This window comes from Streptomyces thermoviolaceus (genome assembly GCF_045209695.1).
In the GTDB taxonomy this organism is placed as follows: Bacteria; Actinomycetota; Actinomycetes; order Streptomycetales; family Streptomycetaceae; genus Streptomyces; species Streptomyces thermoviolaceus.
Map to the genome: position 1 here is coordinate 3719072 of NZ_CP109280.1, position 23563 is coordinate 3742634.

The window sequence follows — 23563 nt, forward strand, 5'->3', positions numbered from 1 at the left end:
CCATGACCTCGCTGGACAAGGCCCGGGAGCTGCTGCGCGAGTTCCCCGTCGTCGACGGCCACAACGACCTGCCGTGGGCGCTGCGCGAACAGGTCCGCTACGACCTCGCCGCCCGCGACATCGCCCAGCGTCAGGACGCCTGCCTGCACACCGACATCCCCCGGCTGCGCGAGGGCGGCGTCGGCGCGCAGTTCTGGTCGGTGTACGTCCCCGCCGACCAGCCTGACCCGGTGCCCGCGACACTGGAGCAGATCGACTGCGTCCGGCAGCTGATCGCCCGCCACCCCCGCGACCTCGCCCCGGCGCTGACCGCCGCCGACATGGAGACGGCCCGCCGCGAGGGACGCATCGCCTCCCTGATGGGCGCCGAGGGCGGGCACTCCATCGCCTGCTCCCTCGGCACCCTGCGCGGCCTGTACGCACTGGGCGTGCGCTACCTGACCCTGACCCACAACGACAACGTGCCGTGGGCGGACTCCGCCACCGACGAACCGGGCGTGGGCGGCCTGTCGGCGTTCGGCCGTGAGGTGGTGCGGGAGATGAACCGCCTCGGCATGCTGGTCGACCTCTCCCACGTGGCCGCGACCACCATGCGGGACGCGCTGGACACCTCCGAAGCGCCGGTGATCTTCTCCCACTCCTCCGCCCGGGCCGTGTGCGACCACCCGCGGAACATCCCCGACGACGTCCTGGAGCGCCTGCCCGCCAACGGCGGCATCGCCATGGTGACGTTCGTGCCGAAGTTCGTCCTGCAGGCCGCCGTCGACTGGACGGCCGCCGCCGACGAGAACATGCGGGCCCACGGCTTCCACCACCTCGACACCACCCCCGAGGCGATGAAGGTGCACCGCGCCTTCGAGGAGTCCCACCCCCGCCCGGTCGCCACCGTCGCCACGGTCGCCGACCACCTCGACCACATGCGCGAGGTCGCCGGCATCGACCACCTCGGCATCGGCGGCGACTACGACGGCACCGCCTTCACCCCCGACGGGCTGAACGACGTCTCCGGCTACCCCAACCTGCTCGCCGAGCTGCTCGACCGCGGCTGGTCCACGGCCGACCTGGCCAAGCTGACCTGGCAGAACGCGGTCCGCGTGCTGGGCGCCGCCGAGGACGTCGCCCGCGACCTGCAGGCGGCCGGCCGCGCCCCGTCGAACGCGACGATCGAGGAACTGGACGGCTGACCGGCGCACGACGCGCACGGCGATCCGGCACAGGCAGCACACCTGCCCTGCCGGATCGCCGTTCTTACGGAACGGGACTGCGGATCGCTGTTCTCCCGGACCCGGGTCAGGCCGTGGGGCGTTCTCCCGGACCCGGGTCAGGCCGTGGGGCGGCCCATCGCCCGGTACGTCCAGCCGGCGCGGCGCCACAGCTCGGGGTCCAGCGCGTTGCGGCCGTCCAGGATCACCCGGGACCCCACGACCTCGCCCAGCTCGACCGGGTCCAGCTCACGGAACTCCTGCCACTCGGTCAGGTGCAGCACCACGTCGGCGCCGCGGACCGCCTCCAGCGCGGAGTCGGCGTACCCCAGTGTGGGGAAGACCCGCCGGGCGTTGTCCATGCCCTTCGGGTCGAACACCGTCACCTGGCCGCCCTGGAGGTGGATCTGCCCGGCGACGTTGAGCGCCGGCGAGTCCCGCACGTCGTCCGAGTCGGGCTTGAAGGTGGCGCCCAGCACCGCCACCCGCTTGCCGAGGAACGGCCCGCCGCCCAGCGCCTGCCGGGCCAGCTCCACCATCTGCCCGCGCTGGCGCATGTTGATCGAGTCGATCTCGCGCAGAAACGTCAGCGCCTGGTCCGCGCCCAGCTCACCGGCGCGCGCCATGAAGGCACGGATGTCCTTGGGCAGGCAGCCGCCGCCGAACCCGATGCCGGCGCGCAGGAATTTCCGGCCGATGCGGTCGTCGTACCCGATCGCCTCCGCGAGTTTCGCCACGTCGCCGCCCGCGGCCTCGCACACCTCCGCCATCGCGTTGATGAAGGAGATCTTCGTGGCCAGGAAGGAATTCGCGGCGGTCTTCACCAGCTCCGCGGTCGGGAAGTCGGTGACGAGGAACGGCGAACCCTCGGAGATCGGTGTGGCGTACACCTCGCGCAGCAGCTTCTCGGCGCGCTCGCTGCGCACCCCGACCACGATCCGGTCCGGGTGCAGCGTGTCCTGCACGGCGAAGCCCTCGCGCAGGAACTCCGGGTTCCAGGCCAGCTCGGCGTCCTCGCCGGCCGGTGCCAGCTCGGCGAGCGTCCGGGCCAGCCGGTCGGCCGACCCCACCGGCACCGTCGACTTGCCGACCACCAGCGCCGGAGCGGTCAGATGCGGGGCGAGCGAGGCGACCGCGGCGTCCACGTAGGACATGTCACAGGCGTACTCGCCGTGCTTCTGCGGGGTGTTGACGCAGATGAAGTGGACGTCGCCGAAGGCACCCGCCTCGGCGTAGTCCTGGGTGAAGCGCAGCCGCCCGGTGGACCCCTCGATGCCGGCCACGTGCTTGCGCAGCAGCTCCTCCAGGCCCGGCTCGTACATCGGGACCTCGCCGCGCCGCAGCATCTCGATCTTCTCCGGCGCCACGTCCAGGCCCAGCACCTCGAACCCCAGCTCGGCCATGGCGGCGGCGTGCGTCGCGCCGAGATAGCCGGTGCCGATCACGGTGATCTTGAGGCTCATGGATGCTCCAGAAAAGGGACGGCGATGCGCTGGTCGAGCATATCGGGGGCATGTGCCCGGGCCTCACCGGGCAAAGTGACTGCTGTCGTCAAACTCACGTATCCCGTGCGTGAGCCAGCCCCTAGAATCCGGGTTACTTAACGGTAATTAGCAACGAGCCGTCTTGGAGCGTGAGAGACCTTGGCCGGATCGGCTGACTTCGACCTGTACCGCCCGTCCGAGGAGCACGACATGCTCCGCGACGCCGTCCGCTCGCTGGCCGAGGCGAAGATCGCGCCGTACGCCGCAGCGGTCGACGAGGAGGGGCGCTTCCCGCAGGAGGCGCTGGACGCGCTGGTCGCCAACGACCTGCACGCCGTGCACGTGCCCGAGGAGTACGGCGGCGCGGGCGCCGACGCCCTGGCCACCGTCATCGTGATCGAGGAGGTGGCCCGCGTCTGCGCGTCCTCCTCCCTGATCCCCGCGGTGAACAAGCTGGGCTCGCTGCCGGTGATCCTCTCCGGCTCCGAGGAGCTGAAGAAGAAGTACCTGGGCCCGCTCGCCAAGGGCCAGGCGATGTTCTCCTACTGCCTGTCCGAGCCGGAGGCCGGCTCGGACGCCGCGGGCATGAAGACCAGGGCGGTCCGCGACGGCGACCACTGGGTCCTCAACGGCGTCAAGCGCTGGATCACCAACGCCGGCGTCTCCGAGTTCTACACGGTCATGGCCGTCACCGACCCCAGCAAGCGCTCCAAGGGCATCTCCGCGTTCGTCGTGGAGAAGTCCGACCCGGGCGTCTCCTTCGGCGCCCCGGAGAAGAAGCTGGGCATCAAGGGCTCCCCGACCCGCGAGGTCTACCTCGACAACGTGCGCATCCCCGCCGACCGCATGATCGGCGAGGAGGGCACCGGCTTCGCCACCGCGATGCGGACCCTGGACCACACCCGCATCACCATCGCCGCCCAGGCCCTCGGCATCGCCCAGGGCGCCCTGGACTACGCCAAGAACTACGTCCGGGAGCGCAAGCAGTTCGGCAAGCCGATCGCCGACTTCCAGGGCATCCAGTTCATGCTCGCCGACATGTCCATGAAGATCTCGGCCGCCCGCGCCCTGACCTACCAGGCCGCCGCCGCCTCCGAGCGCGGCGACGCCGACCTCACCTACCAGGGCGCCGCCGCCAAGTGCTTCGCCTCCGACGTCGCCATGGAGGTCACCACCGACGCCGTCCAGCTCCTCGGCGGCTACGGCTACACCCGCGACTACCCGGTGGAGCGCATGATGCGCGACGCCAAGATCACGCAGATTTATGAGGGTACGAACCAAGTCCAGCGGATCGTGATGGCGAGGAACCTTCCCTAGCAGGGTTTTCGCAGGTCAGACGCTGTTTCGAGGTTCCGGAGGAACACCCTCGGCGTTCTGCCCGTTGCGGCCCGATCAAGGCCGTTCTTGGGCGTCATGCTGGGGGAATCCTGGGCAGGTTCCGGGCTGGAAACGGCCACTGACCTGCACAAACAACACAGCCCCCGGCGTGATGCCGGGGGCTGTTGTCGTTCGCGGATCAGGCGACCTCTGACGCCTCCGTTGGGTCGTCGGCACCGGGCGTCAACATCGTTGCGATGGCGGCCCGGCCGCGCTGCTCGGCCCCTTCGAAGATGTAGTGGTAGTGCTCCCTGAGCACATCCGTACTGCTGTGGCCCATCCAGTCGGCCACATCGTTCTCGGGGACTCCGGCGTACAGCAGCCGCGACCCGTAGTAGTGCCGGAGTGAGTGAGCCTTGCAGTACTTCACCTGTCCCTTGCTCAGGGCCTCCATCCAGATCTTCGGGTAGAAGTACGACGCGTAGAGGTAGCCAGTCCGCGTCACGTTGGGGAAGAGAAGCCGCTCAGGCCCCCATACGCCGTGGTTCTTGATGTGCCGCCGAAGCTCGAAGGCGACGTTCGGCGGGAGGGGGACGGTACGCCCTGGCTCGCCTTCGTCACGAGCCTTGATGTGTCGACGCTGGATCGCGCTGTTCTTCCCCGACTCGGTGTCTCCGTCCTCCGCGATCTGGAAGTCGACGCGTAGCGTCTCGGCCTTGAAGTCGATCTGATCGCGGGACACCGCCATGGCCTCACCCAGCCGTAGGCCGCACCCGGCCATGAGCCAGAGCATCGCGCGGTATCGCGGAGGAGCAGCATCGAGCATCGCCAGAACTTCCCGCGTCGTGAGTCGCCGCGCGGTGCTCTTTTGCTCCCGGATCTCTTTGGCGCGGCTCCCTGCACCCTTGACCCGCTTGCAGGGGTTCCGGCCGATGATCTCGTTGACAACGGCCCAGTCCATCATCCCGGAGAAGAACGAGAACCGCTGACGCCGTGTGCGGGCGGAGAGCTTCCGGTCCTGCTCCATCCACAAGAGCCACTGCTCAACGTCAGCCACCTTCAAAGACGCGATGGAGCGGGACTTGAAGAACGGCTCAATCGTCGTGTTGAGGATCGAGCGGTACTGCTTCTTGGTGCTGTTCTCCAGCTTCCTTTGATTGGTCCACTGCTCCCACACGGCCGTCACGGGCTGCTTGCCCAAGCGGTCGTCCAGGTACGTCCCGGCGTCGAGTTCTTGTTCCTTGCGCTTGCGCTGGTCGTCGGCTCGCTTCTTGGTCTCGAACGTCTTCTGCCGCTGCTTGCCGTCCGGGTCGTACCAGTACGTCGTCCACTTCTTCGGGTCGTCCTTCGACCGCGCGACCCATGCCCTTGCCACTTGCCCTCCCCTTGGCTGCTTTTACTGTTCGCCCATCAAGTGAGCAGTCACTCTGTCCAGGTACTCACCGTTGGTGATCTCTCTTGCCTTGACGGTGAGTTGACCTCCGGCCTTGCCGGGCACGGTGGTGAGTAGGTCCCGTTTCCGAGCTTCTTTTAGGTGGCCGCGGATCGTCTCGGGGCGCTTGTGGGTTAGTTCGGCCAGGTGCGCCGTGACGTTGGGCACGGCCCGCGCAACGGCCCGGACGTAGGACTCAGCCAGGAACGCCAGGTAGGCATCCGAGATGCCTTCAGTGCCGAGCAGCCACCGCAGCGCCTCCGCCTCTGTGTCCTGCATGACCTGCTGCTCAGGCTCGGCCGGCCGGGCGGCGCGGAACTGGTCGCCAGCCTTCTTGAAGTCGATCTGCCGCAGCACCGTGGACGACACGCCACCCTGCGTGGAAGCCGGATCGGCGTCCGGGTGCGGGGTGATCAGCACACGCGTAGGGCCGCTGGCCGGGTCAGCGTCGGCCGCCCAGCGCATGAGCACACGCCACGGCCCTACGTCCTGCGTGATCTCGATGTATTCACTCACACCCTCACCATACCACCCCGGGTGGACAAACCTAGGTTTGACAGGGCGGGTGGACCGGCGTACACCTGGGAGTAGGGCCGGACAGCAACGGACGGAAGCGGCCGTCCACCGGCCAGCAGAGGAGACGCATTTGACCAAGCTGATGACCGTGGATGATGTCGCCGACTACCTGAACAAGCCCCGTTCTTGGGTGTATGGAAACTGGAAGGACGAAAAGATCCCGTTCCGCAAGGTGGGTCAGTCTCTCCGCTGCCGACCCGCTGACCTGGAAAAGTGGCTGGACAACCAGAACTGAAGAACTGCGGTAGGTGAACGCCCCCGAGGCAGATCGGGGGCTACTTGTTTGTTGAGAGAGGACCGTGTGACGAAGACGATCCCGCCCACTCGCGAGAAGGCCAGGAGGCAACTGGAGAAGCGAGCGGACGAAATCCTGGCAACGGCAGGAGAGCCAACCTCAGAGGGCTGGCCTCAGACCTGGCACCCAGACCGCGAGGAGACCGAGCACGACCGAATAGCCGTAGCTCACAAGGGCGTGCACTCGCTGCGTGAGGCGGCCTTGTTCTGCATGTTTCCGTCCTACGGCCCGCAGGAGGAGCGAGGAAAGATTTCAGAACTCATGACACAAAAGCCCGGAGCCGACACTGAGGACGTGGAAACGGTTCTGGCGACCGAGGGTGGTTTTCACAAGTCGGGCAAGGAGCAGCCGAAACGGGAGGTGTGGGAACGCTGCCGCTGGCTCGGCTGTGGTAAGTCGCTGTACAGCCCTGAGAAGCCCCGGAAGCGCGGGAACCCCCGGAAGTATTGCGACAGGCACAAGAGAGCCGCTAGGACGCGCACAGAGCGTCTGCGTTACAAAGGGATTTGGGTGGGGAAGCACCGGAACCTCTCCTACATCGAGGATCATCCGTCTCCGATTCACGAGTGGTTTCGCCCTCTACTGGAGGACTGCTACCAGGCCAACAGGGACTGCTGGCTCCCTCTCAACGTTCCCGGCGGGATGTGAACCTGGCATTTATTCCCCAAGAGTGGAGGGTCATACCTCTGGGGCCATGCACACTCGGCGGTGTGCCTCTGGCACGGCCAAGAGGCCGGGCAGTTCCTAAGTCGTTATGAGGCTCTGCGGACACCTCCCTGTGAGAGGGGCAACGTAGAGAAACACTTCTCCCCTTGCTTCCTACTTGCATCGTTCACAGTGGGGGGTAAGGGGGGCAGTGTCTTCTCTTACGTTGTCCTCTTGTGAGGTATAGGGCCGCTCTTGAGCGGCCCTTCTATCTACTCCTTTCATTGACTAGCTCTCTAGGAGGTCGCTATGAGCGACGCAGAACAAATTCCCAAGGCCATGCCGGCTGATCCTACCCATTCGGTTCGAGCCGAGGTTGAACGGGAGTATTCCGAGAAGCTGGCACGGGCTGAACTCAAGGGCTATGCGGCCCAGGCTGGGATCAATCTCCCGGATGGGTTCACCGATTATCTGGATGGTTCCAAGCTGCTTGGTGAAGATGGCAAGCCTTCGGCCGAGGCTATGGACAAGGCCCTGGCACCTTTCAAGCCGAAGGAACCGACTTTCCCTCATCTGGTCGGCGCAGGCCCTAACCGAAGTGGCGGTCCTCTTCCTGAGCGCCGCCGGATTTCTCTCGATGTTCGCAAGCGATAACTAGGAGCTGTCCATATGACTCTTACCTACCAGCAGCCTGGCACTACCACATTCATCCCTGAGATTTGGGATGCGGAACTTCTCGTAGCTTTTGATCCGCTCCTGGTCTGGGCCTCCCCGATCGTCTCCAATAACAAGTATGAGGGGGATATCAGGCAGAAGGGGGATGTGGTCCACATCAACAGCCTTCTTCGGCCCACCGTGGGCGATTACACGATCGCTGACGGGATGACGGCCCAGCGGCCGGAAACCGTGGATCAGAAGCTCACCATTACCGAGGCGAAGTACCTTCAGGTTCTCGTGGAGGACGCGGAACGGGTTCAGCTTGCCGGGGGCCTTGACTCGCCCATCAATCAGCAGATGATTCGGGCCCTGGCCCGTGAGGCTGACCTGTTCATGGGCAACATCATCGCCACCGGGGCAACGGCCCTCCCGGCAATCACGCCCACGGCCGAGAACATCCCCCAGAGCCTCTACAGCGCGATCCTGGACATGATGCTGGCCCTGGATGACAACGACATCCCGGCAGGCCGTTACGTGGTCGTCTCGCCGCGTGTGAAGCGATACCTCATCGAGCACCCTGCCGTGGCTAACGCTGCCGCGTACGGCGAAGGTGGCGTTACTGCCAATGGCGTGGTCGCGCGGCTCGCTGGATTCACCATCCTGACGACTACAGCCATGCCCACGGGGGTGGACATCGTGGCGGGTCACTCGGAATTCGCCACCTACGCCAGTCAGTTCACGGGCTTCCGTGAGGGACAGTCGGAGAAGTACCGGGCTGACTACATCGACACCCTGCACCTGTACGGCGGCAAGATCGTGCGGTACCCGGAGCTGGACACCAAGAAGGCCGACAACACCTTTGACGAGAGTAAGCCGACCAAGGGGATCGTGAAGGCCGCTGTCACCTGGCCCACTGCCTAACCCTTGATTAGTTCGGGCCCCCGCATGTCAGCGGGGGCCCGTTCTTCGTCACAGCGCGTCGATCAAGTGCCGCGCCGGCATCGAGACGCCCCGTAACCGAAACTGGAGGAACCGTGCCCAGGATGCGTAACCCGAACTCGCCACACTCCCGATACAAGGGTCTGGATGTGCTGCCGAACGACCACGGCCTTCCGGTGCCTGATCTGCCTTCTGTAAGAGAGTGGTCGGCCCCGGAACGTGAGCAGTGGCAGCAATGGTGGAACAGTCCGCAGGCTGCACGATGGGATGAGTCATACGTTCCGACTGTGGCGGTAATGCTGACCTATTACGGCAAGATTCTTGATGGCACTGCCACCCGTGACCATCTGACGGAATACAGACAACTCGCTACCGCTCTCGGCCTGACCGCCGACGGCATGAAGCGGCTGGGATGGGCCTTTGAGGGGGACGAATGAGCAGACGAGCAGCCAAGGCAGGAGCAGCAGGAGCCCACGACGGGATACACCGGCCCGGTTATGAGTGTCCATGGTCTGAGCCGCACTGTTCGGCCTGCACGGAGGAGTTTGCCACTCACATTGGTTGGCAACTGACCGGAAAAGTAAGGCCCTGGGGTGACGAATTGGAGCATCAGCCGAAGAAGTGTTATGTGTGCCATTCTGAGGGTTCGGGGATTTGATTGGCGAACGCGATCAAAGGGAGGCACCCCCGGTGGGTCCTTTCTTTATCTAAATAGGCATTACCCCCGGTATTCATAAACATTTGAGTAATGGTTCAGATATTCGTTAGTTATCGTTCCGTGATAGGGGTGCGGAAGAATGGGAGTCAAGCGGGGAAGCCGTAGAGCAACGCTCCGGCCCCTCACGCAGACTTCCGCATTAACGAAGGAATCGAAGCGCCATGCGTAAGACCGTTCTCATGCCTGTAGAAAAGGTCCTGTGCGACGCTCACATTGCGCGTGACGGCAGCGAGGAAGAAGCGACAACGACTCTCACCCTGGGCTCTCACACGTGGGATCTCTGCCTTGAACACGACATCCTGTTCGGCAGGTACCTGATGGACGCCCTTGGCGTGCCGGAAACCGCCAAGGACGCAACGGCTGAGCCTGAGCCCGTGACGATTGTTGAGCCGGAGCCGGAGCCGGACGCGGTTCCCGTCATAGAGCCCGACCCGGAGCCTGTCCGGTCCGTGATGATCGCGGGTGAGGTACCGGGATACGACTGGGAGGACGCGCGGGAAGCGGTCCGCAACCTGGGCTATGAAGTGGTCGGCCGTGCCGATGACAGCACGGTTCTGCTGATCCTGGGTGAGGGTGGCGACCGGAACGCCACCAAACTGCGGGACGCTTCCGAGCGTGGCATTCCTGTGATGGACGTGCGGGTACCGGGACGCTTCAAGTCGGCTGTTAGGGCTGGTGAGTTGGTTGGCGGTGACCCGCTTCCGGAGCCTGCCAAGGTCGGCCGTTCCGGGATGAGCGAGCGTGAACGCAACCGTGCCATCCGGGCATGGGCGCGAGAGAACGGCTACGCCGTACCCACCAAGGGACGCATCCCCATGCACGTCCGTCACGCCTACGAGCTGGCCCACAGGGACGCATCCGAGGGAAAAGCGGCAGCGGCGTAACTGCCGCCCCCGCCATGCCGGGCGCCGTGTGCGCCCGGCCTCCCCGGCCAGAGATCACCCAACCAACCTTGTTCGAGATTGAGGCAGCATGACAACGCCTGTTCTGTACGGTCCCGTCGGTCGCGCGGTCCGCAGGATGGCACCCTTCGTTGAGGCGGACCCCTTGGGGGTGTACGTGGCCGCCCTCTCGATGTGGTCGGCTGCTATCGGTGGCTCGGTCAAGGTGTCTTCCCGTGGCCCCCGGCCCGTGCTGCTGTGGTCGGCACTGGTGGCCGGTACCGGGCGCGGCAAGGGAACCGCGCTGCGGGCTGCTCATCACGTCCTGGACAAGGCTCTGGGCCGCTTCCTGGCCACGCACACCACGTCCGGAATCACGTCCGGGGCGAGCATGGTCAACCACCTGTGGGAGCAGCAGGAAGCGACGGCCGAGACCGAACACGGGCGCGACGTGAGGGCCTACGTATGCGAGGAAGAATGGTCGGAAGTGCTCCGCCGGGTGAAGCGCGATGCGTCGTTCACGACCAAGCTGCGGACCGCATGGGACGGTGCGACGCTGCGGAACACCACCAAGGACGAAGCGCAGGAAGTCCGGGACCCCGCCATGGTCCTGCACTGCCACGTCACGCCCTCTGACTGGGCCAAGTACGTAGGCGAGTCCGAAGCTGCGGGCGGCTCCTACAACCGCATCCTTCCCTTCCTGCTCGGCTCCGTGCCCCTCCTGGACGACGACCGAGTGACCCTGCCCGAGGTGGACGGGCGGGAACTGGCGGACGCTTACGGGTGGGCCACTGCCCGGCCACGTGTGATCACCCTTGCAGAAGACGCCCGGCCGCTGTGGCGCGTGGTTCGTCGGTACGCCCGCATCCTGAGTGAGATCCTGTCCGAGGGACAGGCCGTGTTCATCGAGCGGACGGCGGAACAGACGCTCAGGGCTGCGGCCTGCCTGGCAGCATCCGAGTGCTCGGAGACGATCACGGAAGAGATGCTGTCTGCCGCCTTCAGCTTGGTTCGTCGCTCCGTCCAGGACGCCGTGCGCATCACCAAGGGTGCTACCTCTCCGAAGGTGAGGCGGCAGCCGCTCAGCCTTGAAGAGAAGGTACGGGCCCGGATCGAGATGCACGGCGGTCGGGCCACGTCCTCCCAGGTGCTCCCGTACGTCGGAGCGACCGCAGCAGAGGTCAAGAACCTCCCCGGAATCCTCGTGACCGTGGAACGGGCGGGGAAGACCGGCCGACCGGCCACCGTTTTCACACTCCGCGGTGACAGTTCTGGTGACGCTACGCCGCAGCCGACCAACACGGACCGCGACAGGAAGCGGGACAGTTCCCGTCACCCAGAGGCGCAGCCGGCCAGAGCGGAGCGTGAGCAGAACCGTGCAAAGGTTGTGAGACTGGACGCTTACCGCGCGGAGCCCAAGCAGGTCCCGAAGCCCGTGCCCCAGCCGAAGCGGTCGGAACCTCTCGCAGGCTTCAATCCCTTCCGCGCACTGCTCTAACCAACCGAATGAGCCCCGGCCACAATGGCCGGGGCTTCTTTGTTGCTTCGACTAGGCGACTGGGCAGGCCAGTTCAGCATCCGCACGATTCGGGCAACAGGTCACCACTGCCAGGGACAGATATGTGGGGCGTTCGAGGTAGAAGCCGTACGACACATCAGCACCCGAGTGCAGTTGTTCGGCAGCAGTGTTCACCAGCCGAGCCAGGCGCGAAGGGTCTCGGTCCCACTCTGACGCGAACCGGGGCGCGTACTCGGCCAGCCGCTCACCGAGCCATGACGCGGCTTCCTTCGCCTCCTCCCACGTGCCACGAACTAAGGAACTGGGCTTGATCAGCCAGTACGCCGTTTCCAAGGGCGGCAGATCGGAAGTGGGGAACTCTGCGGCCACCTCGCGGTACCGCTGAATCAGTTCCGGCCTGCTTCCGGCTGGGGGTGGCTCAGGGTACGGGGGCCGTCGTAGTGCTTCCTGGTCGAAGCGATCTTTCGGACCGGTCCATAGGTAGCCGTGGTGGTGCACGAGTCGTTCCCGTTCGAGAGGTGCCAGCCGGGCCGGACCCAGGGACGGGGAATGGACCCGGCCCGGCTGACGGGAGGGGGAGGATCAGACGTTCAGGCCGAATCGCGCCGGGTCGATCCCGGCCGCGTCCAGCTCCTCCGTGGTGAACCGCAGCGGCTGCGCGTCCGGCCGCTTGCTGTCACCAAGCGCCCAGAGGCCGTCACCGATCCGGGCCAGGGTCACGCAACCCTCCGTGCAGGGGCCGCCGCACGCCTTCACGAACGAGGCCCCGCTGATGTCGAGCGCGTACAGGTCGGTTCTGTTCTGCATCACTGCACCTTCCTGCTCAACTAATCGCGGTCATGGCTGACCGCCGCCGCCCGAACGGGCGGGAGTTCGAAGGGGGGAGAGCCGAGCTTCAGCGGTTGGGATGCTTGCCGGACTTCGTGCATCGTGCGCACTCGCACGGCGGCCAGGCGGAAGTCATGAGGGGTTCCAGATCATCACTCGCGGACACTGCCTGCTCGGGCTCCCACGTTCGCCCGGAGTCACGGGAAATGCGCATCGTCATCAGCGGCCGGTCAGCGAAGAGCCGCTGCGCCGCTCCCTTGCGCGTCACGCGTGTACCTCAGATTGGTGACGACGCAGCCTCACGTTCCCGTCCGAAACCCCGCTGTAGTCCCCTGCGGATCGCGCGTTCTCACGAGCGACCGACAGCGAGAGGCACGTACGGCATCCAGGCTTCGGGGACGGCTCCCTTGCCCCCTCCATGAGGCTGAGTGCCGGTGTGGTCGATTTTGGCTCGGAAGTTCTCTCTTCGCTCCCCATGACGCCATCTTCGGCTGGCCGGGGATTCGATTCTAGGCTGTTTCCTGTTCCCGCAAAAAGTCGTTGCGTATGTCTTCGAGTAGGTTGCGCATTCTTTCACCCGACAGAGCTACGGAAGCGAACCCATCGAACTTTTCTACGTATAGTCCAACGTCTCTGGGGTCCGTAACGACTACCTCGGCGTGCACGGTCTCTATCGTCACCAAATGGTCATCGCGGATGACGAACGCGTGATTGGCAATGTCGTTCTGTGGAATCGAAAGTGGCACCACGCGGATGTCCACATGAGGTAGACGCGATATGGAAACGATGCGGTCGAGCTGCGCCGCCATCATCTGTGGGGGGACGATTCGCCACCTCAGCACGGGTTCCGTAATGACGAACCGTAGTGACTTCCGGCTGTCGTAGAGAACCGCTTGCCGTTCAAGTCTCCCGTTGATCGTGCGCGTGAGGACGTCTTCACTCAGGCTGTGCCGTTTCAGGATCGCGCGAATGTACTCCGGCGTTTGAAGCAGGCCAGGGACCAATGCCGGTTGAAAGAGTCGCAGTGTCGACATCTGCGCTTCCAGGGCCTTGGCGGCTTGCTGTCCCTTGTGGACGCCGATGCGCTTCAGTAGTCGCCACGCCGTTGCTTCGGTCGCTGAGGCTCGGGCGGCCTCTGTGTACTCGGCCTTGACTTCGTCTGAGACGCCGATCGCGGTCAGGATGCGTTCAACGTCAGTGGCGCTCGGCGCGAGTTTCGCATTCTCGATCTTCGACAGCTTGGACGGAGACATGAGGGCGCTGCGGGCCACTGCCTTGGCTTCCTTTCCGGATGCCATGCGCAGTGCCCGCAGCGCGGCCCCAAGCTGTGCTCTGTTCACGTCCCGTACTTGGCCCACCATTCGGTGAAGGGTTCCGCTTGGGCGAGCGCCGTGTCACGGTACCTCATGAACTCTGCCGCCTGTTCTGGCCCCAGTACTTCCGAACCGAGGTACTTCCCGGCCTCGTCGTAGTTCATTACGGCCACGGACTCGGAATCGAAGCACCAGAAGTCCGGGACGCCGGCCAGGGGGTTGGGCTTTTCGGTGATGTCGAGGATGAAGAACTCTTCGCCCCCGGTCATGTTCTTCCGGTACCCCCACCCCAGTTCGAAGCAAAGATAGTCCGAGAGCGGGCGCGACAAGATGTGCACCCGATAGATTCGCTTGCCCTTTTCCGTGTGTGAGCGGAGTTCTTCCACCCAGCCTGCGTTGTAATCGTCCGGCTGCGGTTCTCCGGCCAGGTAGACCTGATAGGCGTCGACGTTGCCTGATTTGCTGTAGTCGGCCAGGGTCTCCAGGCGGAACGCCTCGTGCCTGAACGAGTCGAAGAGGTCGCCGAGGGTCTTAGATGAGGTTGTCACGGATCGCCTTCTGGAGCAGCTCCATGGGGATCTCGACCAGGGTTTCGTGGGCAGGAATCTGAAGCCCGTGGTCGCTCGGTGTCTCGCCCTGCACCAGGAAGGTTCCACGGTCCGTGGCGTAGATCGTCGGGCAGTCCTTGATGTCGCACGTGCTGACCAGCTTGGTGACCTTCATGGTCTGGGTTCCCCTCTCCCGGCCGCTGTCAGTACCACACATCCGTGGAAGATGCTCCCGAGGCCGGGGCGGGCGGGTCAAGCGATCACGGTTGACGGAACGGGAAACCGCGTAACGTGCCCTCAGCTCGCCACCCCCGGCTCCATGAGGGAGGCTGTCTCTGGCGCATCGCCTACCTGGGCAGATCGCAGACGATCATGGGGAAATGCTGGGGAGACCCCCTCAGGAGGGGGTGTTCTTGCAGGTCAGAGCTGTGTGACCTGTAAAGCACGCAGATCTACGAGGGCACGAACCAGGTCCAGCGGATCGTGATGGCGCGGAACCTGCCGTAACGGAGTCTCCGCAGCCCGGACGTGGTTTCCGGCCGAACACAGCCCCCGGCGAGCCGCCGGGGGCTGTTGCTTGGGGAATCCTGCCGAGGGGGAGGGGCGTGCTTGCCGTCCCCCGACGTCATCGGTGCCCCGAGCCCCAGTGGGCAGGTCGGTTCGGGGTGACGGATGGCGGGGCGGCACACGACCGGGACGGACAGGCTGCTGCCCGAGCGCGTGCGGTGGACCCGGGTGACGGTCACGCTCCTGGTGATACCGCTCCGAGGGGACCGACCTACGGGCCGAAGCCGTGCAGGTGACCGGACCAGCTGCTCATGGGCGTCCTCCACGAGACCGGGTGCCGCTCCCGGCAACGGCGGGAGCGGCACGCCAGGTGTGTACCAGGGGCAGGCCGTCGAACCTGATCCGACGCGAGTTCATGCGCCTGTTGGCTGTGTCAGGTACGGTTGCCGCCCTGCCCGCGGCCGAGAAGGGCTTGGGTGGGGCGGCCGATGCCGAGGGCTTCCAGCGCATGAACGAGCACCTGTGGCAGGTGTATCGGCTCTCCACGACCGAACACGCGGTGTACCCCGTTGTGCGGTCTCAGCTCGCCGCGCTGAACGATGCACTGCGCGACGGCGAGCAACCCGAATCGATCTGTGTCGCTGCCGGAGACTTGTTCCAGCTCGCCGGCGAGCTGGCCTTCGACGCCAACCGGTATGAGGCTGCTGCCTCGTACGCTCTCGCGGCCAGTGTCAAGCAAGGAGGCGGGTGCCTTCGACCTGTGGGCGTGCGCCCTGATCCGCAGTGCGTACGTGGAACTGAACGAGCACCGCTGTCAGCGTGCAGCCGATGTTCTGGCGGCAGCGCGACGCCTCGCTTCACGGGGGGATCCTGGTCTGGCGACCAGGTATTGGGCCGCTGCCGTGCAGGCTGAGGCATTCGCAGGGCTTGGTGACTTCGACGCCTGTGAGGAAGCACTCGACGAGGCGGACAAGGTGGTCGGCCTTTTGAGGCTGTTGCGGAAAGTTTCAATCAGGCAAGCAGTGGTCGGCGGCCCCGGAAAACCTTGGAGGGTGCCCTTCGCGAAACCTGCTCCGCCCCGGTCCTCGCAGACCGAGGGCAGTGCGAGCCCCTGGCCACGGTCCCCGGCGTCATGTGCCGGGGGCCGTCCGTCTGCGGCCGTCGGCCCGTTGCTCCTCCAAGCCCTGCACGGGTCTCCCGCGCAGGCACGTGGGCGCGTCGTCACCGGCGAGCCGCGCATGACGCTCGACGTCGCGCACGATCGCGCATGCCGGACAGTCTCGCGGCGCAAGGGGCCTGGGCCAACGGTTTCTGCTGATCGTCGGCCCGGCGGCCGGACAGGGCGGCGGTCGTGGGCCGTCACCCGGACGGCCCCCATGCCGCCCCGGGCCTTCCCGGATGGCGGAACGCGGCGACCGGGCGTACGACGGAGGTGAACGGGGTCCGGCCCCGGGCCCCTCTCGTCCCCCAGGAGGAGCCATGACTCACACCCAGCCGGGTACCGCGCCCGCCCTCAGCAAGGAGATGCAGGACTGCGTCGAGGCCTGCATGAACTGCCACACCGTCTGCGAGGAGGCCATGAGCTCCTGCCTGCAGAGGGGCGGGCAGGCCCAGATGCAGATCATGCGCGCCCTCATGGACTGCTCCGAGACCACGCGCCTGTGCGCCGACATGATGATGCGGCGCTCGCCGATGGCGTCCGAGATGTGCCAGGTCTGTGCCAAGGCCTGCGACATGTGCGCCGAGGCGTGTCGGTCCATGCCGGACGACGCGATGATGGCGCGCTGTGCGGAGGCGTGTCGTCGATGTGCCGAGATGTGTCGGCAGATGGCGGGCACCCGTATGTGAGGACGGGCGTCGTCCGTCACCGAGCGGAAAGCCCCGTGGTGCGCCTGGCACCCGGGGCTCTTCCCGTGGCACGGGCCGGGGCCGGTGGCGGTCCCCGGGGGCACGGGCCGGGGTCAGTCCCCGGTCACCGTGACCTTCTCGTCGTTCTTCAGCTCGTTCACCAGAGTCTTCAGCTTCGCCTTGTCCCAGACGAGGTTGCCGCCCACGGAGCCGGAGATCGGCATGTTCATGGAGGTGCCGTCGCCGCCGCTGACGCCCTTCATCGCCCAGAACATCGACGCCAGATCCCACAGGCTCATGTCCTTGTCGACGATCAGCGAGTCCAGGCCCGCGCCCAGCGTCGGGTACAGCTTGAACGGGTTCAGCACCGTGCCCGGGGTGGCGACCTGGTGGGCCAGCGCGGACAGGAACTTCTGCTGGTTCTTGGTGCGCTGCAGGTCCGAGGCGGCGAAGGCGTGCCGGGTGCGGACGAAGGCCAGGGCCTCCTCGCCGTTCAGGGTCTGCTTGCCCGCCTGGAAGTCGGCGCCGGACCACTTGTCCTTGAACGGCTTGTCGATGGTGATCTCCACGCCGCCGACCGCGTCGACGATGTTCGCGAAGCCCGCGAAGCCGATCTCCACGTAGTGGTCGATGCGCAGGCCGGTGTTGTACTCGATGGTGCGCACCAGCAGCGCCGGGCCGTCCTCCGCGTAGGCCGCGTTCAGCTTGGTGTGCCGGCCGGTGGCCGGGTAGAGCTTGCCCGACTCGGCCCCGCGGAAGGAGGGGATCTCCACGTCGGAGTCGCGCGGCAGCGAGATCAGCGTGTCGCCGTTGTCGCCGACGTGCAGGATCATCATCGAGTCGGTGCGCTTGCCCTCGGCGGAGCCGGTGTGCAGCTTCTTCTTGTCCTCGGCGGACATGCCCTCGCGGCTGTCGGAGCCGACGATCAGGTAGTTCGTGCCCTTGCCCGGCTCGGGCCGCTCGATGACCGTGGACAGGTCGACCTCGCGGCGCAGTTTGGAATCGGCCCAGAAGTAGGTCGCCACCGAGGTGACCGCCACCACCGCGACCACGGTGATCGCGGTCCACTTGATGCGGCGGCCCCAGTTCGGCGCGGGGCGCGGGCCGCGGCTGCCGCCCGCACCGGGGCCGCCGTGGTCGCCGGCCGGGCGTCCGTAGACCTGGCCGGTGTTGTACCCGCTGTCGTACCCCTGGCCGTCACCGGCGTACGCGGGACCCTGGCCGCCGTCGACGTACGACGGCTGCCGCGGCACGCCGTGCGGCGGTGCCGCGGGCCCCTGCCCGCCCGGCCTGCCGTAGGGGCCCTGCCCGCGCCGCGGGGACGGGCCGCGCCGTACCTGGCGCATCACTCGAGCGCCCTCCGGCTCCGCGCCGGTGCTGCCGCGTCCGTAGCGAGGGCCTCGGTCGTCGCCGGTCCACCCTTCGGGCCAATCATTCATGCGCCCCAGTGTGCCGGTCCGGGCCACGGGCCGTACAAGGGCTGTCGAAGAACAGGGCCACGGCTGTTGCGAAGCCGACACAAATCATGCCGATGCCGCCTCGGCATAAGGTGGAGGGCATGACAGAACAGGCCCCCGTCGCCGAGTCCGGAACCACGGACATACCCGGCAAGCCGACCTCGGCGTCCCGGACCACGCTCAGCCACATCATGACCCACCACGACACCAACCTGCTGGGGACGGTGCACGGCGGGGTGATCATGAAACTGGTCGACGACGCGGCGGGCGCGGTGGCCGGCCGGCACAGCGGCGGCCCCGCCGTCACCGCGTCCATGGACGAGATGGCATTCCTCGAACCCGTGCGGGTCGGTGATCTCGTCCACGTCAAGGCCCAGGTCAACTGGACCGGCCGGACCTCCATGGAGGTCGGGGTGAAGGTGCTCGCCGAACGCTGGAACGAGTCCGCGCCGCCCACCCATGTCGGCTCCGCCTACCTGGTGTTCGCCGCGGTGGACGCCGACGGCAAGCCCCGCCCCGTTCCGCCGGTGCTGCCCGAGACCGAGCAGGACAAGCGCCGCTACCAGGAGGCGCAGATCCGCCGCACCCACCGCCTGGCCCGCCGCCGCGCGATCATGGAGCTGCGCGAGCGCCGGGCCGCGGAGGGGTTCGAGGACTGAGTCCGGCGGCGCACCGGCCGCAGCCCGCTCCGCCCGGTGCGCCGTGCCGTCCTCACGGTGTGATCCGCGCGGTTCAGCCGCACGTCACCTCGTCGCCGCGCACCACGCGCGCGGCGCTGCGGGCCGGGTCCTCCACCTTCACCTTCCGCACCGCGTGGTGGTCCGTGCCGACGATCACCCGCATCGTCGCACCCTGCCCGGCCACCGCGCGCAGCTCGCTGCCCGGCAGGGCGGCCGCCAGCGACCTGGCCGAACGGTCCCAGCGGGGGTCGTAGAGGACCTGGGTCCGCCGCACCCCGCGCTGCTGGGAGTCCACGGGTGCTCCGGTGGTGGCGAACCCGGCCGTGCGCAGCGCGGTGTCCACCCGTCGGCCCAGCCCCACCGTGCTGGTGCCGTTCTCCACCTGCACCCGGATCCGGGACGGGGCCACCGCCACGGCCACCGTGTCGTCCGGGCGGCGCGCGGGCCGGGCCGTGGCCAGCGGCCGGTCCTCACGCAGCTTGCGGAAGAGCTGCTGTGCCTTGTCCTCGTCCCACTGCACGGTGGAGCCGAGGCCCGGGACCGGATAGGAGGCCCGGGCGATCGGCACGGTGGTGAACTCCGAGGACGCCGGCGAGAAGTTCCGCATCGCCCGCCCGAGGTCGAGCAGCTCGTCGGTGTGGAAGTTCCGGTCGGCCCGGACCGAGCCGAGCACCGCCCGGGTCACGTCCCGGAACTTGATCGGGTTCAGCAGCACCCGCGAGGAGGTCGCACGGTCGATCAGGGCGGCCAGGAACCGCTGCTGGCGCTGCATGCGGCCCAGGTCGCCGACCGCGTCGAGGTGCCGGGAGCGGACGTACTGCAGGGCCTGGCCGCCGCCCAGGGTGTGGGTGCCGGCGGGCAGGTCCAGGCCGGTGTAGCTGTCCTTCAGCGGCTCGGTGGTGCACAGCCTGACCCCGCCGAGGACGTCGACGGTGCGCATGAAGGTGGTGAAGTCGACCTCCAGATAGTGGTCGATCTTCAGGTGGGTCAGGCTCTCCACGGTGCGCACGGTCAGGGCCGGTCCGCCCTCGGCGTAGGCCGCGTTCAGCTTCACGGCGTGCGGCGGGCGCAGTCGGCCGGTCCTGGGGTCGGTGGAGGCGGGCAGCTGGACGTAGGTGTCACGGGGCAGGCTGACCACGCTGGCCCGCTCCCGGTCGGCCGACAGGTGCACGATCATCATCGTGTCGGTGCAGTGGCAGGGCTCGCCGCCCAGCCGGTAGCGGCGCCGCTCCTGCGCGGTGAGCCCGTCCCGCCCGTCGGTGCCGACCAGCAGCACGTTCATGCCGTGCCCGGTCGGCGGCCGGTTCTTCATGTCCCGGAACGGATCGACCCGCATGATGCCGGCGTCCAGGCTGGAGACCACCGCGTGCCCGATGCCGGCCGAGGCGAGCACCACCACCGACAGCGTCGTCGCCGCCCGCATGGCCCAGCGCGGTCTGCGGCGCGGCACGGGCGCGCCGGGCACACGGCCCGCCGACGGTGCGGCGGCCGGCCGCCTCCGGCGCCGCTGCGGCGCTGCGTGCGACGAGGGCCGGGGCGGCGTGGTGGACATGGGGGACACCTCCGCATATGCATGGGCGGGCACCGTGAGCACCGTAGGCACATACGATCTGCGCACCGGTGCAGCACCCCGGCGGCGCGCATGGGCGTCCCCCGTTCGCGGTAACGTGAGCGGCGATGAACACCAATCCCGACGTGCGGCTCCCCGCCGTTTCTGTGATCATGCCGGTCCTCAACGAGGAGCGGCATCTGCGCGGAGCCGTCGAAGCGATCCTCGCGCAGGAGTACGACGGCGAGCTGGAGGTCGTGATCGCCCTGGGTCCGTCGACGGACCGCACGGACGAGATCGCGGCCGAGCTCGTACGGGAAGACCCCCGCGTGCACACGGTCCCGAACCCCAGCGGCCGCACCCCGGCCGCGCTGAACGCCGCGATCAAGGCGTCCCGGCACCCGATCGTCGTGCGTGTCGACGGCCACGGGATGCTGTCGCCGAACTACATCGCCACGGCGGTACGGCTGCTGGAGGAGACCGGCGCGCAGAACGTCGGCGGGATCATGCACGCCGAGGGCGAGAACGACTGGGAGCGCGCGGTCGCGGCCGCGATGACGTCGAAGATCGGTGTGGGCAACGCCGCGTTCCACACCGGCGGGCAGGCCGGTCCCGCCGAGACGGTCTACCTGGGTGTCTTCCGCCGTGAGGCGCTGGAGCAACAGGGCGGGTACAACGAGGAGTTCATCCGTGCCCAGGACTGGGAGCTGAACTTCCGCATCCGTGAGGCGGGCGGCCTGATCTGGTTCTCGCCCGAGCTGCGGGTCTCCTACCGCCCCCGGCCCACGGTGCGGGCGCTGGCCAAGCAGTACAAGGACTACGGCCGCTGGCGGCATGTCGTCGCCCGGTACCACAAGGGCTCCATCAACCTGCGTTACCTCGCCCCGCCGACCGCGGTGTGCGCGATCGTGGCCGGGATCGTGGTGGGCTCGGCCCTGACCCCGTGGGCGTACGTGATCCCGGGAGGCTATCTGGCGGCGATCATCGCGGGGTCGGTGCCAGCGGGCAAGGGGCTGCCGCTGGGTGCCCGGCTGCGCATCCCGCTCGCCCTGGCCACGATGCACATGTCGTGGGGCTGGGGCTATCTGACCAGTCCGCGGTCGCTGGCGAAGAAGGTCATCGCCTCCCGGCGGCCCGCGGTCACCGCGGCCGCCGACTGAGCCGGCCGGCCGCGCGTGCGGCACGGCCAAGGGGCTCCTCCCGCCACGGGGAGGGGCCCCTTCGCCGTCACCGGCGTCGGCGGAGGCCGGGGGACGGGGGACGGGGAGCCAGGCGTCTGGGCACGCCGGGTGCGCGGGCGAACGGGGTCCACGGGTGCACCGGCTGGCCCTGCCGTGCCGGACGGCGCCCGCAGAGGGCCGGCGCCCCGCCGTCGGCGGTGCTGCCGGCGAGCCGTGCTACCAGCGGTAGGGGGCGTAGACGTCCATGCACTGGCTGGTGTCGGCGCCGTTGATGGCGTCGGAGTTCTCCGGGATGTCGCCGGCCTTCGGCGGGTCCTGGTGGGGGTAGGAGGTGCCGGTACGCCAGTCCGCGCCCACGATGACGGTGACGCCGCTGACGTCCGTCGACTTCTGCACCGCACCGGAGGGGATGCCCAGCGCCGCGGCCACGCGCTCCGCGTCGCCCTTCAGGTCGGCGCTCGGGTAGCGCACGACCGTCTCGTCCATCGACAGCGTCACCGATGCGTCCGCCTTCGCCCGGGTGAAGCCCTTGCCCACCAGGACCTGGCTGATCTCGCTCGCGCGGTGGCCGACCGCGGCGAGGCCGGTGGTGCGGGTGCCGTTCTGCACCAGGACACCGATGTCACCGTCCGCGTGCGCGGGGGGTGCGCTGGTCCGGGCGGCCGCGGTCGGTTCGCCCTGCTGCCCGTCCGCGGTGCCCTTCGCCCGGCCGGAGGCGTCGTCGGCGGAGTCGCCGTGAGCATCGCCGTGGGAGTCGAAGGGCACGTCGTCGCGGAGCATCTGCCAGATCCGTGCGGCGTTGGCGCCGTCCGGGACCACGTGATTCTTGTTCCGCGGGTCCGGGACGTTGGGCATGGTCGTCATGGTGATGCGGTCCACCGGGACCGTCTTGAGCTGCATCGCCAGGTCGTACAGCTTCTTCACCGTGCCGATCTCCTCCGACACCTGCAGGGACTCCGTGGCGGCCTCCGCCAGGTCCATCAGGCGGCCGGTGTCGGTGAAGACGTTCTGGCCGGTGAGTGTGCGGATCATCGAGTTCAGGTACATGTGCTGGGCGCGGGCCCGCAGCAGGTCGCTGCCCCAGGCGTGCCGGGTGCGCAGCCACTGCAGGGCCTGCTTGCCCTTGACCGTGTGGGTGCCGGCGGTCAGTTTGAGTCCGGATCCGCCGGGCACGCCGGGCAGGGGGCGGTCCCAGACGTTCTGTTTCACGCACACGTCGACGCCGCCGATGGCGTCGGCCATCTTCACCACGCCCGCGAAGTCGATCGTCATCCAGTGGTCGATGTAGACGCCGGTGAGGTTCTGCCAGGTGGCCAGGGTGCAGCCGGGGCCGCCGCGGGCCAGGGACTCGTTGATGATCGTGTTGACCGGTGGGTAGTGCTTGCCGGTCGCGGGGTCGGTGCACGCGGGGATGTCGACGCGGGTGTCGCGCGGGATGCTGACCACCGCGGCGCTCTTGCGGTCCGCGGAGAGGTGGATGAGCATCTGCACGTCGCCCAGCGGCGGGTTGCCGCGGTTCTCCCGGCTGCCGCCGAGTGCGACGTTCTCGTCGGAGTTACGGCTGTCGGAGCCGATCAGCAGGATGTTCACCGGCGTCTGGCCGGCCGCGTTGGGCGTGGGTTTGTGGGCCTTCAGGTCGCTGCCGCCGATGTCGCGCTGCCCGGTGCGTATGTTGCCGTTCAGGTGGGCGTAGTACAGGTAGCCGGCACCGGCGGTGCCGAGTATCACCAGGCCCAGGATCGTCGCCGACCAGCGCAGCACCCGCCTGCGGGGGCCTCTTGTCCCGCCGCTCCGCTCCGCCGCGCCGCCCGGGCCCCGTCCGCCGTCTCCCGCCCGGCCACGGGGCTCCGGGCCGTCCCCCCGCGTGCCTTCGTCCGCGTGCGTGACGGGCACTGCTTCCTCGGCCGCAGGCCCCTGCGCACGCACCTCACTTCGCGTCAACTCCCCATCCTCCCCGCCCTGCTGTGCCGTCCGCACAGACCGGCTG

At 67.6% G+C, this 23563-nt stretch carries 24 protein-coding genes; 12 read left to right on the forward strand and 12 right to left on the reverse strand.

What is annotated here, in order from left to right:
• Positions 1–2: 2 nt before the first annotated feature.
• Complete coding sequence (locus OG899_RS16355) at positions 3–1184, forward strand: dipeptidase (protein WP_125496898.1); 1182 nt, start codon at positions 3–5, stop codon at positions 1182–1184.
• Positions 1185–1321: 137 nt separating this feature from the next.
• Here the strand turns inward: OG899_RS16355 and OG899_RS16360 are convergent, their stop codons facing one another.
• Entirely contained in the window at positions 1322–2665 is a 1344-nt protein-coding gene (locus OG899_RS16360; protein WP_125496899.1) for a UDP-glucose/GDP-mannose dehydrogenase family protein, read from the reverse strand.
• 180 nt (positions 2666–2845) lie between these two features.
• On the opposite strand from OG899_RS16360, the gene OG899_RS16365 reads away from it, so the two are divergent.
• Positions 2846–4003 (forward strand): acyl-CoA dehydrogenase, encoded by a 1158-nt coding sequence (locus OG899_RS16365; RefSeq protein ID WP_125496900.1) that lies wholly within the window; start codon positions 2846–2848, stop codon positions 4001–4003.
• 199 nt (positions 4004–4202) lie between these two features.
• Here OG899_RS16365 and OG899_RS16370 read toward each other — a convergent pair whose 3' ends face one another.
• Positions 4203–5378, reverse strand: a complete 1176-nt coding sequence (locus OG899_RS16370; protein WP_125496901.1) for a site-specific integrase — start codon at positions 5376–5378, stop codon at positions 4203–4205.
• A gap of 21 nt (positions 5379–5399) precedes the next feature.
• Entirely contained in the window at positions 5400–5951 is a 552-nt protein-coding gene (locus tag OG899_RS16375) for a hypothetical protein (RefSeq protein ID WP_125496902.1), read from the reverse strand.
• Positions 5952–6081: 130 nt separating this feature from the next.
• Here OG899_RS16375 and OG899_RS16380 point away from each other — a divergent pair, with 130 nt between their 5' ends.
• The 7 genes from OG899_RS16380 (at position 6082) to OG899_RS16410 (ending at position 11644) form a co-directional block, all read left to right on the forward strand.
• Entirely contained in the window at positions 6082–6246 is a 165-nt protein-coding gene (locus OG899_RS16380) for a helix-turn-helix domain-containing protein (RefSeq protein ID WP_229814550.1), read from the forward strand.
• Between the two features lie 66 nt (positions 6247–6312).
• Positions 6313–6954 carry a hypothetical protein gene (locus OG899_RS16385; RefSeq protein WP_168132013.1) on the forward strand — a complete coding sequence of 214 codons (642 nt, stop codon included), beginning with the start codon at positions 6313–6315 and terminating at the stop codon, positions 6952–6954.
• Positions 6955–7260: 306 nt separating this feature from the next.
• Positions 7261–7605 (forward strand): hypothetical protein, encoded by a 345-nt coding sequence (locus OG899_RS16390; protein WP_168132012.1) that lies wholly within the window; start codon positions 7261–7263, stop codon positions 7603–7605.
• A 15-nt stretch (positions 7606–7620) separates the two neighbouring features.
• Positions 7621–8529, forward strand: a complete 909-nt coding sequence (locus OG899_RS16395; protein WP_168132011.1) for a hypothetical protein — start codon at positions 7621–7623, stop codon at positions 8527–8529.
• A gap of 122 nt (positions 8530–8651) precedes the next feature.
• Complete coding sequence (locus tag OG899_RS16400) at positions 8652–8984, forward strand: hypothetical protein (protein WP_168132010.1); 333 nt, start codon at positions 8652–8654, stop codon at positions 8982–8984.
• A gap of 442 nt (positions 8985–9426) precedes the next feature.
• The gene (locus OG899_RS16405; RefSeq protein WP_168132009.1) at positions 9427–10149 is read left to right on the forward strand and encodes a histone-like nucleoid-structuring protein Lsr2; all 723 of its coding nucleotides are present in this window, start codon (positions 9427–9429) and stop codon (positions 10147–10149) included.
• Positions 10150–10285: 136 nt separating this feature from the next.
• Positions 10286–11644 (forward strand): DUF3987 domain-containing protein, encoded by a 1359-nt coding sequence (locus OG899_RS16410; RefSeq protein ID WP_406311068.1) that lies wholly within the window; start codon positions 10286–10288, stop codon positions 11642–11644.
• Positions 11645–11695: 51 nt separating this feature from the next.
• Here OG899_RS16410 and OG899_RS16415 read toward each other — a convergent pair whose 3' ends face one another.
• From OG899_RS16415 to OG899_RS16440, 6 genes are all read right to left on the reverse strand, one after another.
• Entirely contained in the window at positions 11696–12163 is a 468-nt protein-coding gene (locus OG899_RS16415; RefSeq protein WP_125496903.1) for a hypothetical protein, read from the reverse strand.
• Between the two features lie 84 nt (positions 12164–12247).
• Entirely contained in the window at positions 12248–12472 is a 225-nt protein-coding gene (locus OG899_RS16420) for a DUF397 domain-containing protein (RefSeq protein ID WP_019983843.1), read from the reverse strand.
• Positions 12473–13002: 530 nt separating this feature from the next.
• Positions 13003–13833 (reverse strand): helix-turn-helix transcriptional regulator, encoded by an 831-nt coding sequence (locus tag OG899_RS16425; RefSeq protein ID WP_125496906.1) that lies wholly within the window; start codon positions 13831–13833, stop codon positions 13003–13005.
• The gene (locus OG899_RS16430) at positions 13830–14354 is read right to left on the reverse strand and encodes a DUF6879 family protein (RefSeq protein ID WP_125496907.1); all 525 of its coding nucleotides are present in this window, start codon (positions 14352–14354) and stop codon (positions 13830–13832) included. The genes OG899_RS16425 and OG899_RS16430 overlap by 4 nt, the downstream gene beginning before the upstream one ends.
• Entirely contained in the window at positions 14338–14529 is a 192-nt protein-coding gene (locus tag OG899_RS16435) for a hypothetical protein (protein ID WP_019983840.1), read from the reverse strand. Before OG899_RS16435 ends, OG899_RS16430 begins: the two co-directional genes overlap by 17 nt.
• Before the next feature lie 765 nt (positions 14530–15294).
• Complete coding sequence (locus tag OG899_RS16440; RefSeq protein ID WP_168132006.1) at positions 15295–15600, reverse strand: hypothetical protein; 306 nt, start codon at positions 15598–15600, stop codon at positions 15295–15297.
• 740 nt (positions 15601–16340) lie between these two features.
• Between OG899_RS16440 and OG899_RS16445 the strand changes: the two genes are divergently transcribed.
• Positions 16341–16709: a four-helix bundle copper-binding protein gene (locus tag OG899_RS16445; protein WP_125496909.1), complete on the forward strand. Its 369-nt coding sequence runs from the start codon at positions 16341–16343 to the stop codon at positions 16707–16709.
• Positions 16710–16822: 113 nt separating this feature from the next.
• Here the strand turns inward: OG899_RS16445 and OG899_RS16450 are convergent, their stop codons facing one another.
• On the reverse strand, positions 16823–18148 hold the full coding sequence (locus tag OG899_RS16450) for an LCP family protein (RefSeq protein WP_125496910.1): 1326 nt from the start codon (positions 18146–18148) through the stop codon (positions 16823–16825).
• Between the two features lie 119 nt (positions 18149–18267).
• Here OG899_RS16450 and OG899_RS16455 point away from each other — a divergent pair, with 119 nt between their 5' ends.
• Positions 18268–18825, forward strand: coding sequence for an acyl-CoA thioesterase (locus OG899_RS16455; protein ID WP_229814344.1), 558 nt, complete (start codon positions 18268–18270; stop codon positions 18823–18825).
• A 73-nt stretch (positions 18826–18898) separates the two neighbouring features.
• Here OG899_RS16455 and OG899_RS16460 read toward each other — a convergent pair whose 3' ends face one another.
• Positions 18899–20398 (reverse strand): LCP family protein, encoded by a 1500-nt coding sequence (locus OG899_RS16460; RefSeq protein WP_406311069.1) that lies wholly within the window; start codon positions 20396–20398, stop codon positions 18899–18901.
• 125 nt (positions 20399–20523) lie between these two features.
• Between OG899_RS16460 and OG899_RS16465 the strand changes: the two genes are divergently transcribed.
• Positions 20524–21555, forward strand: a complete 1032-nt coding sequence (locus tag OG899_RS16465) for a glycosyltransferase family 2 protein (RefSeq protein WP_125496913.1) — start codon at positions 20524–20526, stop codon at positions 21553–21555.
• Positions 21556–21792: 237 nt separating this feature from the next.
• Here OG899_RS16465 and OG899_RS16470 read toward each other — a convergent pair whose 3' ends face one another.
• Complete coding sequence (locus tag OG899_RS16470; RefSeq protein WP_406311070.1) at positions 21793–23469, reverse strand: LCP family protein; 1677 nt, start codon at positions 23467–23469, stop codon at positions 21793–21795.
• Positions 23470–23563: the final 94 nt, after the last annotated feature.

What these genes read in the sequence shown, in the direction of transcription:
- OG899_RS16410 (WP_406311068.1), top strand. Translation starts at nt 10,286, where the DNA reads ATGGCACCCTTCGTTGAGGCGGACCCCTTGGGGGTGTACGTGGCCGCC.
- OG899_RS16395 (WP_168132011.1), top strand. Translation starts at nt 7,621, where the DNA reads ATGACTCTTACCTACCAGCAGCCTGGCACTACCACATTCATCCCTGAG.
- OG899_RS16355 (WP_125496898.1), top strand. Translation starts at nt 3, where the DNA reads ATGACCTCGCTGGACAAGGCCCGGGAGCTGCTGCGCGAGTTCCCCGTC.
- OG899_RS16445 (WP_125496909.1), top strand. Translation starts at nt 16,341, where the DNA reads ATGACTCACACCCAGCCGGGTACCGCGCCCGCCCTCAGCAAGGAGATG.
- OG899_RS16420 (WP_019983843.1), bottom strand. Translation starts at nt 12,472, where the DNA reads ATGCAGAACAGAACCGACCTGTACGCGCTCGACATCAGCGGGGCCTCG.
- OG899_RS16450 (WP_125496910.1), bottom strand. Translation starts at nt 18,148, where the DNA reads ATGAATGATTGGCCCGAAGGGTGGACCGGCGACGACCGAGGCCCTCGC.
- OG899_RS16455 (WP_229814344.1), top strand. Translation starts at nt 18,268, where the DNA reads ATGACAGAACAGGCCCCCGTCGCCGAGTCCGGAACCACGGACATACCC.
- OG899_RS16460 (WP_406311069.1), bottom strand. Translation starts at nt 20,398, where the DNA reads ATGTCCACCACGCCGCCCCGGCCCTCGTCGCACGCAGCGCCGCAGCGG.
- OG899_RS16360 (WP_125496899.1), bottom strand. Translation starts at nt 2,665, where the DNA reads ATGAGCCTCAAGATCACCGTGATCGGCACCGGCTATCTCGGCGCGACG.
- OG899_RS16400 (WP_168132010.1), top strand. Translation starts at nt 8,652, where the DNA reads ATGCGTAACCCGAACTCGCCACACTCCCGATACAAGGGTCTGGATGTG.
- OG899_RS16435 (WP_019983840.1), bottom strand. Translation starts at nt 14,529, where the DNA reads ATGAAGGTCACCAAGCTGGTCAGCACGTGCGACATCAAGGACTGCCCG.
- OG899_RS16390 (WP_168132012.1), top strand. Translation starts at nt 7,261, where the DNA reads ATGAGCGACGCAGAACAAATTCCCAAGGCCATGCCGGCTGATCCTACC.
- OG899_RS16465 (WP_125496913.1), top strand. Translation starts at nt 20,524, where the DNA reads ATGAACACCAATCCCGACGTGCGGCTCCCCGCCGTTTCTGTGATCATG.
- OG899_RS16405 (WP_168132009.1), top strand. Translation starts at nt 9,427, where the DNA reads ATGCGTAAGACCGTTCTCATGCCTGTAGAAAAGGTCCTGTGCGACGCT.